At 67.8% G+C, this 16,856-nt stretch carries 16 protein-coding genes; 10 read left to right on the plus strand and 6 right to left on the minus strand.

Annotation, left to right across the window (positions count from 1 at the left end; genetic code table 11):
- Positions 1–68 precede the first annotated feature (68 nt).
- The gene (atzF, locus tag ACZ5PO_RS33780) at positions 69–1,490 is read left to right on the plus strand and encodes an allophanate hydrolase (RefSeq protein ID WP_464187073.1); all 1,422 of its coding nucleotides are present in this window, start codon (positions 69–71) and stop codon (positions 1,488–1,490) included.
- 169 nt (positions 1,491–1,659) lie between these two features.
- Here the strand turns inward: atzF and ACZ5PO_RS33785 are convergent, their stop codons facing one another.
- Positions 1,660–2,403, minus strand: a complete 744-nt coding sequence (locus ACZ5PO_RS33785; RefSeq protein WP_464187074.1) for a Crp/Fnr family transcriptional regulator — start codon at positions 2,401–2,403, stop codon at positions 1,660–1,662.
- A gap of 199 nt (positions 2,404–2,602) precedes the next feature.
- On the opposite strand from ACZ5PO_RS33785, the gene ACZ5PO_RS33790 reads away from it, so the two are divergent.
- The 4 genes from ACZ5PO_RS33790 (at position 2,603) to ACZ5PO_RS33805 (ending at position 5,674) form a co-directional block, all read left to right on the plus strand.
- Positions 2,603–3,595: an NrtA/SsuA/CpmA family ABC transporter substrate-binding protein gene (locus ACZ5PO_RS33790; protein WP_464187075.1), complete on the plus strand. Its 993-nt coding sequence runs from the start codon at positions 2,603–2,605 to the stop codon at positions 3,593–3,595.
- Positions 3,596–3,600: 5 nt separating this feature from the next.
- Entirely contained in the window at positions 3,601–4,353 is a 753-nt protein-coding gene (locus tag ACZ5PO_RS33795; protein WP_464187077.1) for an ABC transporter permease, read from the plus strand.
- Between the two features lie 275 nt (positions 4,354–4,628).
- Positions 4,629–4,928: a 30S ribosomal protein S21 gene (rpsU, locus tag ACZ5PO_RS33800; RefSeq protein WP_464197144.1), complete on the plus strand. Its 300-nt coding sequence runs from the start codon at positions 4,629–4,631 to the stop codon at positions 4,926–4,928.
- Between the two features lie 536 nt (positions 4,929–5,464).
- Complete coding sequence (locus ACZ5PO_RS33805; RefSeq protein ID WP_464187078.1) at positions 5,465–5,674, plus strand: cold-shock protein; 210 nt, start codon at positions 5,465–5,467, stop codon at positions 5,672–5,674.
- 475 nt (positions 5,675–6,149) lie between these two features.
- Here ACZ5PO_RS33805 and ACZ5PO_RS33810 read toward each other — a convergent pair whose 3' ends face one another.
- Both ACZ5PO_RS33810 and ACZ5PO_RS33815 read right to left on the minus strand, forming a co-directional pair.
- Positions 6,150–7,919 (minus strand): B12-binding domain-containing radical SAM protein, encoded by a 1,770-nt coding sequence (locus ACZ5PO_RS33810; protein WP_464187079.1) that lies wholly within the window; start codon positions 7,917–7,919, stop codon positions 6,150–6,152.
- Positions 7,920–8,016: 97 nt separating this feature from the next.
- Complete coding sequence (locus ACZ5PO_RS33815; protein ID WP_464187080.1) at positions 8,017–8,571, minus strand: nucleoside deaminase; 555 nt, start codon at positions 8,569–8,571, stop codon at positions 8,017–8,019.
- Positions 8,572–8,745: 174 nt separating this feature from the next.
- Here ACZ5PO_RS33815 and ACZ5PO_RS33820 point away from each other — a divergent pair, with 174 nt between their 5' ends.
- The 5 genes from ACZ5PO_RS33820 (at position 8,746) to ACZ5PO_RS33840 (ending at position 13,120) form a co-directional block, all read left to right on the plus strand.
- Complete coding sequence (locus ACZ5PO_RS33820; protein WP_464187081.1) at positions 8,746–9,741, plus strand: methyltransferase; 996 nt, start codon at positions 8,746–8,748, stop codon at positions 9,739–9,741.
- Positions 9,742–9,914: 173 nt separating this feature from the next.
- Complete coding sequence (locus ACZ5PO_RS33825) at positions 9,915–11,126, plus strand: ABC transporter substrate-binding protein (RefSeq protein WP_464187082.1); 1,212 nt, start codon at positions 9,915–9,917, stop codon at positions 11,124–11,126.
- A gap of 155 nt (positions 11,127–11,281) precedes the next feature.
- Positions 11,282–12,139 (plus strand): AraC family transcriptional regulator, encoded by an 858-nt coding sequence (locus ACZ5PO_RS33830; RefSeq protein ID WP_464187084.1) that lies wholly within the window; start codon positions 11,282–11,284, stop codon positions 12,137–12,139.
- Entirely contained in the window at positions 12,136–12,591 is a 456-nt protein-coding gene (locus tag ACZ5PO_RS33835) for a DUF1801 domain-containing protein (RefSeq protein WP_464187085.1), read from the plus strand. Before ACZ5PO_RS33830 ends, ACZ5PO_RS33835 begins: the two co-directional genes overlap by 4 nt.
- Before the next feature lie 229 nt (positions 12,592–12,820).
- Positions 12,821–13,120, plus strand: coding sequence for a YciI family protein (locus ACZ5PO_RS33840; RefSeq protein WP_464187086.1), 300 nt, complete (start codon positions 12,821–12,823; stop codon positions 13,118–13,120).
- Between the two features lie 109 nt (positions 13,121–13,229).
- On the opposite strand, the gene ACZ5PO_RS33845 is transcribed toward ACZ5PO_RS33840, so the two are convergent.
- The 3 genes from ACZ5PO_RS33845 to ACZ5PO_RS33855 form a co-directional block, all read right to left on the minus strand.
- Positions 13,230–14,306 (minus strand): alkene reductase, encoded by a 1,077-nt coding sequence (locus tag ACZ5PO_RS33845; RefSeq protein ID WP_464187087.1) that lies wholly within the window; start codon positions 14,304–14,306, stop codon positions 13,230–13,232.
- A gap of 134 nt (positions 14,307–14,440) precedes the next feature.
- Entirely contained in the window at positions 14,441–15,679 is a 1,239-nt protein-coding gene (locus ACZ5PO_RS33850; RefSeq protein ID WP_464187088.1) for an MFS transporter, read from the minus strand.
- A 9-nt stretch (positions 15,680–15,688) separates the two neighbouring features.
- Positions 15,689–16,717 carry an aldo/keto reductase gene (locus ACZ5PO_RS33855; protein WP_464187089.1) on the minus strand — a complete coding sequence of 343 codons (1,029 nt, stop codon included), beginning with the start codon at positions 16,715–16,717 and terminating at the stop codon, positions 15,689–15,691.
- Between the last annotated feature and the right edge of the window lie 139 nt (positions 16,718–16,856).

Raw genomic sequence — 16,856 nt, forward strand, 5'->3', positions numbered from 1 at the left:
CGCTCCCGTCGGATAGCTGCGACCCACCTGCGGCGCAGCGGAGCAACATCTTGTCCCCGAGTCCCAAGTTGTCCCCGAGTCCCAAATTATCCCCAAGTCCCAAGTCCCTCGCCATCGCCGACCTGCACGACGCCTATGCGGCCGGCGTGGCCCCCGAGAGTGTCGTCGCGGCCATCTACGACCGCATCGAGTCCGGCCCCCTCGAGCCGGACTGGATCAGCGTGGTGCCGCGCGCGGAGGCCCTCGCGGCTGCCCGCCAGGTGGCCGCGCGGCGGGCGGCCGGCGAGGAGCTGCCGCTCTTCGGCGTGCCCTTCGCCGCCAAGGACAATATCGATTTTGCCGGCCTGCCCACGACGGCCGCCTGCCCCGCATTCGCCTATCGGCCGGAGGACTCCGCCCGCGCGGTGGACCGGCTGATCGCGGCCGGCGCCGTCATGATCGGCAAGACCAACCTCGACCAGTTCGCCACCGGCCTCTCCGGCACCCGCTCGCCCCACGGCGCCTGCGTCAGCGTGTTCAACGCCGATTACGCCTCCGGCGGCTCCAGCTCCGGCTCCGCCGTGGTGGTGGCACAAGGCCTCGTGACGTTCGCGCTCGGCACCGACACCGGCGGCTCGGGACGCGTGCCGGCAGGCTTCAACAACATCGTCGGGCTGAAGCCCACGATCGGGCTGGTGTCGACGCGCGGCCTGGTGCCCAACTGCCGCACCATCGATTGCGTCTCCGTGTTCGCCCTCACCGTCGCCGACGCGCGGGCGGCCCTCGCCGCCATGGAGGGCTTCGACGCGGACAATCCGTTCTCGCGCCGCCCCCCGGCGACGCCGCCGGAGCGGGGCGCCGGACCACACGTCATCGGCGTGCCCCGGCAGCAGGACCTGGACGCTTTTCCAGGCCTTGCTGGGCTCGCGCTGTTCGAGGCGGCGCAGCAGCGGGCCAAGAGCCTGGGCTGGCAGATCGAGGAGGTGGACTTCACGCCCTTCGTCGAGGCCGGCCGGCTCATGTTCGGCGGCGCCTGGGTGGCCGAGCGCTTTGCCGCCTTCGGCGACTTCATCGCGGCGCATCAGGACGAGGTGCTGCCGATCACCCGCGACATCGTGTTGGGCGCCAAGGACATCAGCGCCGCGGAAACGTTCAGTCAAATCTACCGGCTGGCCGCCCTGCGGCGACAGACCGAGCCGGTCTGGGAGCGCATCGATGCGCTGATGGTGCCGACCGCAGGCGCGCCGTGCCGCATCGCCGACCTGCTAGCCGATCCGCTGCCCCTCAACGCCCGCTTCGGCCACTTCTCCTATTTCGTCAACCTGCTCGACCTCTGCGCCATGGCGGTGCCCAACGGCTTCCTCGCCGACAGCGGCGTGGCCATGGGCGTCACCTTCATCGCCCCGGCCTGGCAGGACGCCCGGGTGGCCGAGCTCGGCGCCGCCTTCCACGCGGCCCTGGGCGTGGCACCGGGGGTTGCCGGAGCGGCGGTGACGGGCGAGGCGGCGTAGACGGACGTCTAACGCAAGTATTTACTCAGTAGATGGATGGTCGGGTCAAGCCCGACCATGACGAGGGTGCGATGAACGTGCAGACATTCCAACGTCATGGTCGGGCTTGACCCGACCATCCATTTCATCAAAAGCGCGTCACTTCCACACGTCACGTCGGCCGAGCGAATTACCCCTCCTTCTCCGCCGCGGCCTGGGCCGCGAGCGCGTCCGGGCGCAGGATCACCATCAGACCGCGGTGATGCGTGAGAACCCCCTCGGCCTGCAGGCGGCCGAGCTGCACCGTCACCCACTGCCGCGTCGCGCCGATCAGCGCCGCGAGGTCAGCGTGGGTGAACGCCGCCGCCACCAGGATGCCGCGGTCGTCCGGCACGCCGTAGGTCGCACCCAGGTGCTGCAGGAGCTGCATCAGGCGCTGGGTGATCGAGCGGGTGCCGAGCATCTGGGCGAAGGCGGAATAGCAGCGCGCCTTGAACACCAGGGCATCGATCAGGCCCAGCGCCAGGTCCGGCACCTGCCGGGCCAGCGCGCGCAGGCCTTCGCCCGGCAGGAAGATCAGCGTGCTCGGCCGCGCCGCCACCGCGGACCACATATGGACGCCGCCGCCGAACACATCCGGACCGCCGACGAAATGACCGCTCGACCAATACGCCAGCGTGATCTCGCGCCCGGACGGCGCCGTATAGAAGCTGCGGATCTGGCCGCTCTCGATGACGACGATGCCGTCGTGGCGCTCGCCCTGGCGAAACAGCGGCTCGTGGGCGCGCAGGTGCATGAGCCGGCCGTGGCCGCGCACCCGTGCCTGATCCACGGCCGACAGCCGCTCGACCAGGCTCGCCTGGCGCTCCAGCAGCACCTCGCTTTCGGTGAGGAAGATGGCCGCGTCCGCGTCGGCGCCCCCGGTCTGCCGCATGCCGCCAGATTAGCGCGGATCGGCCGCCGCGCCAGAGACGAGAGACGTCGTTCGGCCACGCCGGAGGAGAATAATCGCCTCGCGGCTCGCGCCCACGCCTTCGACGGCCGTGCGCCGAGGCAACTAATTGCTTTTGCCCGCCGCCAAGCTCTGTTGCGCTGCCACATCGCCGCGGCAAGCGGCCCGGAGGGATCCCATCATGATGCTGCATCGGACGCGGCGCCGGCTGCTGCTGGCCGGCCTGCTGGTCGCAGGCGCCGCAGTCGCCCCGCAGGTGCGAGCCGCCGAGACCGTGCGGCTGGCGCAGAATCTCTCACCCATCTCGGGCGTGACCATCGTCGCCAAGGCCAAGGGCTTCTTCGACAAGCACGGCCTCGACGTCCAGGTATCGAACTTCACCACCGGCAAGCAGTGCCTGGATACGGTGATCGGCGGCGGCGCCGACATCGCCACCACGGCCGAGGCGCCCACCACCGCGGCCGCCATGGCCAGGCAGCCGATCGCCTTCCTGGCCCGCACGGAATACTCCGACCTGAAGACGCTGACCGCGACCGCCGCCAAGATCGGCGCCCTCGCCGACCTCAAGGGCAAGCGCATTGCCTTCACCGCCGGTACCGGCGGCGAGGTCTACACCAACCTGCTGCTCGCGGCGGCCGGCCTCGGCAAGGCCGACGTCAGCCTGGTCAACCTGCGTCCGCAGGACATGGCCGCCGCCATGGCGAGCGGCAGCATCGACGCCTACAACACGTGGGAGCCGCACATCATCAACGGCAAGCGGGCGCTGGGCGACGACGTCAAGCAGCTGCCGACGACCGGGATCTATTCCGAAACGTTCAACATCGTGACCCTGCGCGCCTACCTCGAGGCGAAGCCCAAGGTGATCGATGCCTTTCTCGCCGCCCTCGTCGAGGCGGAGGCGTGGATGAAGGCCAACCGCGACGCGGCCATCGACGTCGTCGCCCAGGCCATCAACATGCCGCGCGCCGAGCTGGAACCGATCTGGGGCGATTTCCACTACCAGGTGGCGCTCGACCAGCGCACCCTCGACATCCTGAACGCCCACGCCAAGTGGCGGCTGGAGAGCGGTAACCATCCACCCGGCGCCACCATGCCGACGTGGAGCGAGGTCATCGTCGCCGGGCCGCTCAAGGCCGTGGCGCCCGGCCTGGTCAGCCTCTCGGCCGACTATTGAGCGCGATGCGCCTCGCCGCAGCCGAGCGCTGGATCGGCTATCTCTCGATCCCGCTGTTCTTCGGGCTCTGGTACGCCGTGTCGATGGCCGGCCTCGTCAACGCCCGGCTGTTTCCCCCGCCGACGCGGGTGGCGGCGGACCTCTGGCAGTCGGCCACATCCGGCCCGCTGTTCATCGACCTGGCCATGAGCGCCAGCCGCGTCGCCATCGGCTATGCCGCCGGTGCCGCGGCCGGCATTCTCCTCGGCCTGCTCACCGGCCGCATCCGCATCATCGACCGGCTGCTGGCGCCGGTGTTCCAGATGCTGCGGCCGATCCCGCCGATCGCCTTCGTGCCCATCGTCATCCTGTGGTTCGGGCTCTCCGAGCTCGGCAAGTGGTTCCTGGTGTTCTGGGGCGTGTTCTTCACCGTCTGGGTGGCCGCTGACATGGGGGTCCGGCGCGTCGACGTCGGGCTGCTGCGGGCGGCGCGCTCGCTCGGTGCGCCCGAGCGCAAGCTCATGACCACGGTGATCCTGCCCGCGGCGCTGCCCACCATCATGGTGGGCCTGCGCACCGCCATCGGCGTCTCGTTCTACACGCTGGTGGCGGCGGAGCTGGCCGGTACCTTCGCCGGGCTCGCCTACCGCATCGACATCGCGCATCAGAACATGCAGATCGGCCAGATGATGGGCGGCCTGATCATGCTCGGCGTCATCTCCGCGCTCGCCGACCGCGCCTTCGCCGTCATCGCCCGCCGCACGGTGTGGTGGGGGTGATGTCCTGCCGCAGGTTTCGTCAGCGACGTCCGAGGCCCAAGCCGCCTTGCGAACTGGCCTAACAAAGCCATATGTAGGGGGCTTCGCGGACCGGCGATCGACGACGACCGACGCGATGCGCCGCGTCGTCCCGCGTGACGGCCCGGCATGGGCTGCGAGGCCCCGTCCGGACGCCAATTTGTGCTGAGCGCCGAAATCAAATATCGTCGGATCGAGCCGCTCATCCTGGGCGGCGCATGCACTGCGGCTTCGGCCGCCAATCGATCGGAAACTCATTGCAAGTTTTGGTGAGAGAAAACAACGTCGATCAAGCGCTGCGCGTGCTGAAGAAGAAAATGCAGCGCGAAGGCATCTTTCGAGAGATGAAGATGCGCAAGGCCTACGAGAAGCCGTCCGAGCGCAGGGTCCGGGAAAAGGCCGAGGCGGTGCGCCGCATGCGTAAGCTGGCCCGCAAGCAGGCCATCCGCGAAGGGTTGATCGCAGGCCCGAAACGACCGGCCAACGACGCGCGTGGCAGGCCTGGCTCGACAGGTGGACCGCGTCCCTTCCGTCCCGGCGCCGCGAGCCAATCGTAGCCGCCGCGCAGGTTACGTCGATGCGCTTTGAGCAGCGGGCGCAGGGTGAGCGCGTGCGGTTGGTACGCGCCCCGGCGCCGCCGCTCACCCCGACAATGGCTCCCGCATCAACCATCGGATGGCGTCGTCCGACTAGAGCTGTTTGCGATTGGGTGGACTCACCCAATCGCAAAAGAAGCGCTCCAGGCTCACAGAGTTGGAGCATGTCTCCGCAATTGGATGATGCTCGCCCCGATCGCAGAGAAATGCTCTAGGACATGCTCCGGCCTTGTTAGCGAGCCCGAGCACGCTCGCCGGCGGAGGGCCATCTTCGCGGCGTCCCCGGCCGGAAGTGAAACGCGGCATCCGCTAAAAATACCTGCGGCCCTGCCTTGAATTTACGAAAATAAAGCCCTATTTGTCGATAGTCGAGACTGCGTGAAGAGCTTTGTCCAGACGTGCTTCACGTTATGGCGGATGTTCCTGACTCAATCGATTAGATGCAGCGTGGCGCATTGTCCGGCTGCAAACCCACGTGTCGATTGAAGGGAATCGTCATGAACACTGGAATTGTGAAGTTCTTCAACGCCAACAGAGGCTTCGGCTTTATTCAGCCCGACGGCGGCGGCTCGGACGTGTTCGTCCACATCTCGGCGGTGGAGCGGGCGGGCCTGCGGGAGATCCGCGAAGGTCAAAAGCTCAGCTTCGACATCGTCAAGGACAACCGCTCCGGCAAGAGCGCGGCCGAGAATCTTCAGGCCGCGTGATGCGTCGCCGCTGGTCGTTGACCACGGATGTACTGGCAATGGCGAGACGGTGACGAGGGGAAGGTCGGGCGAGTCCCGACCTTTTTTCCATGTGCAGATGAATCGTTACGGCGATGGAGTTTCCCATGAGCAGGCCACAACTGACGGGTCGGTCGGAAGCTGTTTCAGCAGAAGAGTTCAATAAGCGGACCAAGGACCTCTCCTCCAAGATGGGCGACCTCGCGGCAGGCGCCACGCGCTCGGCAGCGACCAACCGGATGAGAGCGGAGCGGCCGAAGCCTTCGGACACGAAGCCTGCCGCGAACAAGTAGGCTGCATTGTCGGCGTGGCCCAGCGCCCGGTCTCGCCACCCCGCTGCTCGTCGCGCTCAAGTCCGTAAGCGATGTCGATGGCAGCGCTCGGCGCGCGGCGATGCCACTTGGCTCATCCCCCCGCCTGGGCGATTGAGCCGCAGTTCCGATGCCAGCGGAGTGTCCTAAGACGCGGTGAGCCGGGCGATCTTCTTGACGTGCCTCACCGCTGCGCGGCCCCCGGTCGTCTTGGTGAAAAGGTCCAGCTTCTGGTCCTCGTCCGCTTCGACCGGCGTAATCGCCCGGTCCATATAGGTCCCGGACGCCTTGTCCTTCGAGATCAGAAAGGCCGCGAGCGCCAAGCGCGCCGTCACGCCTGCCAGCACCGCGTGCTTGCCGACCGTCGCCCAGGCGAAGCGTGGCCAGAAGCTGAGAGCATTTTCGCGCGCCAGCCCTGGCCGCCGCTCCGACGGGTGCTTGAGGCGCAGAAAGCCGCTCTGCAGCGGATGCACATTGTCCAGCGGGACCGTGGTTGCAAACGAAATCAGCACTTTGACGAGGCTGGCTAGCGGCACACCGGTGGCGACCGCGCGCCTGAGCAGCGTCTTCATATGCTTGGGCGTGTAGTAGAGCGACCACGCCTCGCGATAGATGCCTTCCCATTCCCGTCGGCTCATCTTCGCATGCGATGTGCAGACGTGCTCGACATCATAGATGTTGAGGTCGGGATCCATCTCGACGCCCATGCGCCAGAGCGTCTGATGATCCTCGGAGCCGGGAAGCGGCGTCAGGACGAAGAACTCGATCACATCGAGCGGCAGCTCGTCCTGGATGATGGCGATGTCGCGCCGGATCGAGGCCGGCGTATCGGCGGGAAAGCCAAGGATGTAGCCCGCCAGCGTCATGATGCCTTGCGCTTTCCAGGCGAGCAGCATCTTGCGATACTCGGTGATCTTGTTCTGGTTCTTCTTGGCGGCCGTAAGGTTGTCGGGATTGATGTTTTCGAGCCCGATGAAGACGCGGGTCACACCGGCGCGCCTGGCTTTCTCGATGAAATTCGGGATCTTGTGGCATAGCGTATCGACCTGGATCATCAGGCCGAGCGGAATGCCATCGTTTTCCCGCAGCTCGATCAAGCGGTCGAAAATCGCCTCCCAGTCCCGGTTGCGGGCGAAGTTGTCGTCGGTGATGAAGAATTTGTGGATGCCCTGCGCCCAGTTCATCCGCACAAGCTGCTCGACATCGTCGGCGGATCGGAAGCGCGATTTGCGGCCCTGGACATTGATAATGGTGCAGAACGAGCACTGGTAGGGGCAGCCGCGGCCCGCGTCGAAGCTAGCGCACAGGCCGAGCGTCCGCTCGATATTGTCCTTCGGCAGGAATGGCACGGGGGTGCCACCGATGCCGGGCAGGTCGTCCATGAAGTTGTAGATCGGCTCCAGCTCGCCGACGGCAGCGTCGCGCAGGACGCGGTCGAGCCGTCCTTCCGCTTCGCCGGCGAACATGGACACGCCCATGGCGCGGCAGGCGTCGAGCTCGACGGCCTGTCCGTCCAGCATCGCCAAGCAGCCCGAGACGTGGAAGCCCCCCATGACGACCGGAAGCCCGGCCTCACGAAACGGCCGGGCGATGTCGAGCGCGCGCGGGTACTGATTGGATTGCACGCCGACGAGGGCGATCATGCCGAAATCGCCGTACCGACGAAGCCGACCGAGCAGCGCCGGAATATCGACGCGCGTGTTCGTCTCGTCGATAACGGTGATGTCGATGGCTACGCCGGCGCCCAGCACGTTGCGATCCGCACAATCGGCGGCAATGCCGTAGAGCGCTGCAAGCGAATTGGACGGGATCATCGCCCGCCACCAACGAATGACATAGCCCTCATCATCGTAATGCGACGGCTTGATCAAAACGAGTTGGAAGCGGTTACGAATACCCTCGGAGACGCGGGGCAAAAAACTCGCTTTCGTTTGAGATCTAGCGATACTCTAACAGGGTTCATCGAGAACACAAAGACACCGGTCGAGGACGGTCGACACGGCCCTCACTGCCCTATTCCGGACGAGCCCCTTCAGGATCTTGCGCGGCCGCGGCCCGGACAGCCCATTCCTCCGCCGGACGTGGCACGGACCAATAGGCGGCATGGGCCCTTGCCGCCTCCTCCTCCAGCACCGGGCCGATGATCTCGATCGGCTGCGGGGAACGCGCCAGCACCTCGCGGCAGGACAGGGCGAGGCCGCGGCCCTGGGCGTTTCCGGCCCTGAGCGGCCGCATGCCCGCCTCGCCCAGGCCGAACACCAGGCGCCGCACGTTGGACCAATGCAGGGCGCCCGCACACATGGGGCACGGATCGCTACTCGCGTAGAGTGTCGAGCGGCCGAGATCGTCCCAGGTGAGGCTTCGGCCGGCGGCCCGCAGCACCTTGAGCTCCGCATGCGCGGTCCAGTCACGATCGCGCTGCTGGGTGGAATACCCCTCGGCGACGATACGGCCGTCGGCGTCGGCGAGGACGGCGCCGAAGGGCCGGCATCCCTGGCGCACCGCCTCCTCGGCCAGTCCGATCGCCCGCCGTAGCAGCACCTCGTCACGAGACTCCAATCCTGTCATCGCCGGCTCCGCAGGAGATTCCAAAGGGCCGATGGTGGCGCGACCGCCGTGGGCTGGCAAACCCGTGGCGCCGTCGGGCCGGCCGCCTCCGGGAGAGTGGAGGCTCGAGCCCGCCCGTGACGTGCGTCGAGCTTGCGCTCGTGTTAGCTTCAACAGGGCGAGGAGGTCATTCAAATGCCCAGCCCATCGCAGCAGATCATGCGGCTTGGCTTCGGCTTCGCGGTCTCCCAGGCGCTACGCGTCGTCGCCGAGCTCGACATCCCCGATCTCCTCGAGTCCGGCGAGCGCTCCGTCGAGGACTTGGCGGATGCGGCCGGCGCCAATGCCGATGCCCTCTACCGGGTGATGCGCCTACTGGCCGCGGAGGGCGTGTTTCGGGAGGTGTCGCCGCGTCGCTTCGCTCTGACCGACATCGGGGCGGCGCTGTGCGTCGGGACGGGCTCGGGTCCGCGGGACTTCGTGCGAATGATCAACAGCGAGCCTTACCTCGCCTTCGAGCAGCTCCTGCATTCGGTTCGCACGGGCGAGCCCGCCTTCGACAAGGTGTTCGGCAAGGCCAGGTTCGACTGGCTGGCCGTCCATCCCGACGAGGCGCAGCTGTTCCAGCGCGCCATGGTGGCGCTGAGCCAGGGCGCCAACGAGGCGGTCGCCGGCGCCTATGATTTCGGGCCGTTCTCGCGCGTCGTCGACGTCGGCGGCGGCCACGGCCAGCTGCTCGCGGCCATCCTGGCCCGTAACCCGCATCTGTCGGGTATGCTGCTCGATCGGCCCGCCGGCATCGCCGCCGCACGCGCGGGCATCGGCGGCAGCCTGCCACGCACCGAACTGATAGCCGGCGATTTCTTCGATGCCGTGCCGCCGGACGCCGACGTCTGCATCTTGAAGAAGGTGATCCACGACTGGGATGACGAGCGTGCCATGACGATCCTGCGCAACTGCCGCGAGGCGATGCGGCCGGAGGGCAAGGTCCTGCTCGCCGAGACGATCGTGCCCGCCGGCAATGAACCGGCCCAGATCAAGATGATCGACGTCACCATGCTCGCCGTGACCGGCGGCCTCGAGCGGACCGAAGAGCAATATGCGGCCCTGCTTGCCGCAGCCGGGCTGCGGCTGGAGCGCGTGATCCCGACCCCGGCGCCGATCTCCATCCTCGAGGCCAGCGTCGCCTAAAGCGTGATCACCTGACGCGCATCGGCGCAGCTGGCCTGATCAGCGGACCAGTCCACGTTTGACGGGCCGCGCGATTGCCGCCAAAACCGCCGCTTGTCCCCGGCACGTTGCGCAGCCCTGCCGATCAGGAGCCTGTCGACAACGACAAAGCACTTCCAAGGAGACCGAGACATATGAACAGGCGTGACCTCCTCACGGCCGCCGCAGGCCTGGCGCTCGCCGCCCCCTTCGTGTCGCGCGCCCGCGCTGCCGGCAAGCGCTACGATCCGGGCGCCAGCGACACCGAGATCCGGCTGGGCCAGACCATCCCCTACAGCGGCGCAGGCTCGCCCTACAGCGTCATCGGCCGGGCGCAGACCGCCTACTTCGAGCAGCTGAACGCCAAGGGCGGCATCAACGGCCGCAAGATCAACTTCATCTCGCTCGATGACGCCTACAGCGCCCCCAAGGCGGTCGAGGCGACGCGCCGCCTGGTGGAGCAGGATGAAGTTCTGGGCCTGTTCGGCTCGCTCGGCACTGCGCCGCAATCGGCGGTGCAGAAGTATCTGAACAGCAAGAAGGTGCCGCAGCTCCTGCTCAATACCGGAGCGCCGCGCTGGAACAACCCGAAAGAGTTCCCGTGGACGACGTCGAGCCTGCCGCTCTACAATACCGAGGGGCGCATCCTCGGCCGCTGGCTCTTGCAGAGCAAGCCTGACGGCAAGGTCGGCATCCTCTACCAGAACGACGAGTTCGGCCGCGAGTACATCAAGGCGTTCCGCGAGGTGCTGGGCGACAAGGCCGCCACCATGATCGTCGCCGAGGCGCCCTACGATCTGACCGATCCGACCATCGATTCCCAGATCATCAAGCTGAAGCAGTCCGGCGCCGACGTGCTCTACAACGTCAGCACCGGCAAGGCGACGTCGCAATCGCTCAAGAAGGTGCACGAGCTCGGCTGGCAGCCGCTCCACCTTCTGGTCAGCACCTCGACCGGCCGCTCGATCATCAACGCGGCGGGGCCGGAGACGGCGAAGGGCGTGGTCAGCACGCTCTACATCAAGCACGTCGGCAGCTCGCACTGGGCCGACGACGCGGACGTGAAGGCCTTCCAGGCGCTGCGCGAAAAATCCCTGCCCAACGTCGACGCCGACAACGACATCGCCTTTCAGGGCTACTCGCTGGGCGTGCTGATGGGGCGCATCCTGGAGAAGTGCGGCGACGAGCTGACGCGCGAGAACCTGCTGAAGCAGGCGACCAACCTCAAGGGCATGTCGGCGCCGGCCCTGCTGCCGGGCCTGACCTACGCGATCACGCCCGACGACTACAACACCTTCGCGGAGCTGTTCATCGCCACCTTCAACGGCTCGGACTGGGAGGCCTCCGCCAAGCCTGTGTCGCTGTAAGGTTCTTTTCGTCCCCCACGTCGTCATGGCCGGGCTCCCATAGCATCTTGGCCCGGCCATGAGGCTGCGGGCGCCGGCCCTCCCGCATTGCGCAGGATTTGTCGGGTCGACCCGTGCCAGGATCGCTCCGTTGGCAAATCGACGGGGCCGGAGCCATGGAACGATCGCGGACGCGGGCGAGCTACGAAGCTCGCATCGACCGGGTGGTCGACTTCATCCACGCCCACCTTGAGGAGGACATCCGCGTCGACACGCTTGCCGATGTCGCCTGCCTGTCCGCCTACCACTGGCACCGCATCTACACGGCCATGCGCGGCGAGACGATCGCCGCCACCGTCCGCCGCCTGCGCCTCACCCGCGCCGCCGATCGCCTGGCCAATTCGCAGATGGCCATCAGGGAGATTGCCGAACGGGCGCGCTACGGCTCGCCCGACGCCTTCGCCCGTGCCTTCCGAGAGGCGTACGGGATGCCGCCGGCGGACTACCGTGCCCACGGCAGCCACGCCGCCTTCAAGGCGGCGAGCCTCGCAGATGATGCAGCCGGCTTCGCCGTAACCGTGGACACGTTGCCGCCGCGCACCTGCGCGGCGGTGGCTCACACCGGCCCCTACATGCAGATCGACCGGGCCATGGGCCAGCTGTTCGGAGCGCTCGGCGCGCGGAACCTGCTGGCGCCGGGCCAGCCGATGCTGGCCGTCTTCTTCGACGACCCCGACCTCGTCCCGGCCGACGCCTTGCGCGCCAAGGCCTGCACGCCGGTCGCCGAGGACGTTGCGCTGGCGCCGCCGGTCGAGCGTTTCGTCGTGCCCGGCGGACGCTACGCCAGGCTGCGCTACAAGGGCCCCTACGCCGACATGAAGGGGGCATATCGCTGGCTGTACGGTGTCTGGCTGCCGCAATCGGGCCTGGAGGCGGCCGATGCGCCGGCGTTCGAAGCCTACCTCAACGCGCCCCCCGACGTGCCGCCGCCGGAGCTCCTGACCGACATCCATCTACCGGTGAGGGAGACATGAGCCCGCCCCCCATGCCCGCCGAAGTCGCGGCCGCCATGCGCCGCTTGCCGGTGCACGTCCGGGCGCAGCTCATGGCCGTGCGGGCGCTGATCTTCGAAACCGCGGTCGCAACGCCTGGTGCGGGGCCGCTGACCGAGACCCTCAAGTGGGGCGAGCCGGCCTATCTCACCGTCGCCAGCGGCAGCGGCAGCACCATCCGCCTCGGCCGCGTCGCCGGTGCCGACGACCGGGCCGCTGTGCTGTTCAACTGCCGCACGACGCTGGTCGACCGCTTTCGCGCGCAGTTCGCCGACGCGCTCAGCTTCGCCGGTAACCGGGCGATCCTGCTCGACTGTGCAAGGCCCCTGCCCACCATGCCGCTGGCGATCTGCCTCGGTATGGCGCTGACCTATCACGTGAGCCCGCGACGGCGCGGCGCCTCCGTTCCAAACACCACATCGTCGATACCATAAGCGGTCCGGCGTGGCCTTTATATCAACGTCAGCCTATCATACGGTGTAAGTTCTATAATAGAACTAGAATTTGAACCGCCGGCCTCGTGTGATAGCGACCCGCGAAGCGTCCGGACCGTAGCCCGGCGAACGAGCGGTTCGGACGGCCGTCGGTTCGGCGAAGAGGCGCCCAGCAACGAGCCCTCGCTACGGGGGGCGATCACCGCAGGCGAACGGGGAGACGATTGGCATGAAGTACTTCTTTTGCAGGTTTATTCCGCCCCGCACGGATTTCATCACGACGATGACGGCTGAGGAGGCGGCGCTGATGCAGGAGCACGGCGCCTACCTCCAGAGCCTTCTCGAAGACGACAAGGTCGTCGCTCACGGCCCGGTCATGGATCCCGCGGGCGGCTGGGGGCTCTCGCTGTTCGCGATCGACGACAGCGAGGATATCGAGGCGCTCACCGGCGCAGACCCGATGATCCAGGCTCGGATCGGAGCCAGGTACGACGCCTATCCCATGCGATCGCTGCGATCACGCGGCTGACAAACGACATCTCCGTCATCGGCCCGCTGAGGCATTCAAGCCCGGCGCACGGAGCTCGGGCGGATGGATCCCGCCCGAGCTGCCATGACACAAACCGCAGCACCCTACCTCACGATGCCACGGCGTAGTCGACGTAGCCCTCGGCCCCCTGGGAGTACCAGGTGGACGCCGCGTCGGGGGTGAGCGGAAGACCCTTGGCGAGACGGTGCGGCAGATCTGGGTTGGAGATGAAGGGGCGGCCGAAGGAAATGGCGTCGGCCTCGCCGGAGGCGAGCGCCGCCTGCGCCTTGGCCGCATCATAGTCGGAGTTGAGCACCAGCGGGCCGGCGAAGGCCGCGCGGATGGCCGGCGCGATCGGCGGCCGCTCGGCCTTGCCGAACGTGCCGTCGAAGCCCGGCTCGCGCAGCTCCAGGAAAGCGATGCCGATGGCGGAGAGCGCCGCCGCGGCGGCCGGGAACAGCTCTTCGGGGTTGCTGTCGTTGGCGCCCTGGCTGTCGCCGTTAGGCGACAGACGTACGCTGGTGCGGTCGGCGCCGATGGCGTCCGCCACCGTCTGGGTCACCTCGCGCAGCAGGCGGATGCGGTTCTCGATCGAGCCGCCGTAGGCGTCGTTGCGGAAGTTGGAGTTGTCGCGCAGGAACTGGTCGATCAGATAGCCGTTGGCGGCATGGATCTCGACGCCCTCGAAACCTGCCTCCAGCGCGTTGCGCGCCGCGGTGGCGTAGTCGGCGAGCAGGCCCGGGATCTCGTCGAGGCGCAAGGGCCGCGACTCGGCATAGGGGTGCCGGCCCTCGTAGGTGTGTGCCTTGGCCGGCGCCGTGGTCGCCGACGACGACACCGGCTGCGCGCCGCCCAGGAAGCTCGGGTGCACCAGGCGGCCCATGTGCCAGATCTGGCAGATGATGCGGCCGCCGGCCGTGTGTACCGCGTCGGTGACGCGGCGCCATCCTGCAACCTGCTCGGCGCTCCAGATGCCGGGGCCGTAGGGCCAGCCCAGGCCTTGCGGGCTGATGCCGGTCGCCTCGGAGATGATCAGCCCGGCGCTGGCGCGCTGGGCGTAGTATTCGGCCATGACCGGCGTCGGCACGAAATCCCGTGTATTGCGGGCGCGGGTCAGCGGCGCCATCAGGATGCGGTTGGGCGCGCGGATGGCGCCAAGCTGGATCGGGTCGAACAGGGTGGGCATGCGGTGTCCTGACGTGAAGGTCCAGAGGCGCGCCGGCTCGCGCCGGCGGGGCCCGTGGCAACAGGACTATCGTCGATTACGCGCCCACTCCATGCCTTTTTGACACTTTGGAATCAGATCCCCCTGCCCCACCGTCATGGAGCAGGCGTTTCTCCCGGGGTCGCGGGCGCCCGCGCCCGCAGACGTTCAACCGCCAGAAGCAGCAGCGCCGCGGCGCCGAGGAGGCCGCCGACGACCGCCGTCTCGCTCCAGCCGCCGGCGTGATAGGTCATGGTGCCCAGCACCGATCCGCCGGCGCCGCCGGCGAAGGTGATGGTCATGTAGAGCGCGTTGACGCGCCCTCGCACCGCGGCCGGCACGGAGAAGATGATGCGCTGGCTGATGATGTGATTGGCCTGGATGGCGCTGTCGATGACGATGGCCAGCACCACCAGCACGGCGAGCGCCGCCGCGGCCGCAGCCCAGCCGGAGGCGAAAAAGGCAAGGCCGAGCGACGCCATGGCGATGGCCGTCACCGCGACACCGCGGCCCTGGTCGGCGAGGCGGCCGACGAAGGGCGCCGCCAGCGCGCCGCCGGCACCGGCCAGGGCGAACAGGCCGATACCGTGCTCGCCCATGCCGAAGCGGTCGGCGAGCATCAGCGGCGCCGCCGTCCAGAACATGTTGAAGGCGGCGAACATCAGCGCCTGGTAGGCCGCGCGCCAGCGCAGCGCCGGCATGTCGCGCAAGAGGCCGCCCATGGAGGCGAGAATCTGGCCGTAGTGCATGCCCGGCGCCGGGCGGTAGCGCGGCATCATGCGTGCCAGCGCCAGGCAGATGCCGATCATCAGCACGGCCGAGGTCCAGAACACGGCGCGCCAGCCGAAGCTCGCCGCGATGAACAGGGCGACCGGGCGCGACAGCATGATGCCGGTCAGCACTCCCGCCATGACGTTGCCGACAACGCGGCCGCGCCGCGCCTCGGGGACGAGATGCGCGACGAAGGGGAGCAGGATCTGCGCGCCCGTCGAGCAGAAGCCGATGAGGGCGGCCGCGGCGAAGAACGGAGCGGCGGCCGTCGCCAGCGCGGTGCCGATCAGGCCCACCGTGGTGACGGCGATCGACGTGAGCACCAGCGTCTTGTTCTCGACAAGATCGGCCAGCGAGACGAGCAGGAACAGGCCGATGCCGTAGCCGATCTGGGTAACGCCCACGACCGCGCCGGCGAGATCGGGGGTGACGCCGATCGCCGGCGCGATGGCGGCGACCAGCGGCTGGGCGTAGTAGAGGTTGGCGATGAGCGCCCCGGTCGCCACCGAGAGCACCGTGAGCAGCGCAGCCGACGGCTCGCCGGCCGCCGCGGCCGCCGGCCGTTCCAGTACCTGATCGGACATCGGGCTCCCTTAGGCCAGCTGTGCCGCGCGCGCCGTTCCCTGGCGCTCGAACATCCAGCCGGGATATTCGGGCGGCAGCGCGCTCACCTTGTCGAGCACCTCGATCTCCTCGGCCGTGAGGGCAACCCCGGTCGCCGCCAGGTTGTCGTCGAGTTGCTCCGCGGTCTTGGCGCCGATGATGACCGACATGACGAAGGGCTTGGCCAGCACGTAGGCCAGCGCGATCCGCGCCACGGAGACGCCGTGGGCGTCGGCGATGGCGCGCATGGCGTCGATGCAATCGAAGGCGCGCTCGCGGTTGACCGGCGGGAAGTCGAAGGAGGCGCGGCGCGCGCTGTTGGGGCCGCCGCCGTCGCGGCCGTACTTGCCGGACAGCAGGCCGCCGGCGAGCGGGCTCCACACCATGAGGCCGAGCTTCTCGGCGTTCAGCAGCGGCACGATCTCGCGCTCGAGGTCGCGCCCGGCAATGGTGTAGTAGGCCTGCAATGTGACCGGACGCGTCCAGCCGTGCCGGTCAGCGACGCCGAGCGCCTTCATGATGGTCCAGGCCGACCAGTTCGACAGGCCGACATAGCGGACATGGCCCTGTCGGACGAGATCATCGAGGGCGCGCACCGTCTCCTCGATCGGCGTGATCGGATCGAGGCCGTGGATCTGGTAAAGGTCGATGTAGTCGGTGCCGAGCCGCTTCAGGCTGGCCTTGACGCCGTCCATGATATGGCCGCGCGAGGCGCCGCGCTCGTTGGGGCCGGGGCCGGTCTGACCGTAGACCTTGGTGGCCAGCACGATGTCCGAGCGCGGCCGGCCCGAGTTCTTGATCGCCTGCCCGGTGATCTCCTCCGACAGCCCCTCCGAATAGACGTCGGCCGTGTCGATGAAGTTGACGCCGGCATCGAGCGCCCGTGCGACGATGCCATCGGCCACGGACTGGTCCAGGTTGCCGATGGCGGTCCAGTAGCCTTTGCCGCCGAAGGTCATGGTGCCCAAGCAGATGTTCGACACCAGAAGCCCGGTGTCACCGAGAGTCCTGTAGCGCATGTGCTCAACCTTTCGGGATCGTCCGCCGCACGGACAGAGGTTCAGATATGCGCTTTGTTTGTTGAGGGTTAGGCGCTTCGCGCTTCATACAGTGTTTAGCTGCGCTATATAGTCAACGCTTCGAACCCGGAGACCGTTG

It is taken from the genome of Chelatococcus sp. KU-N122, from assembly GCF_055391085.1.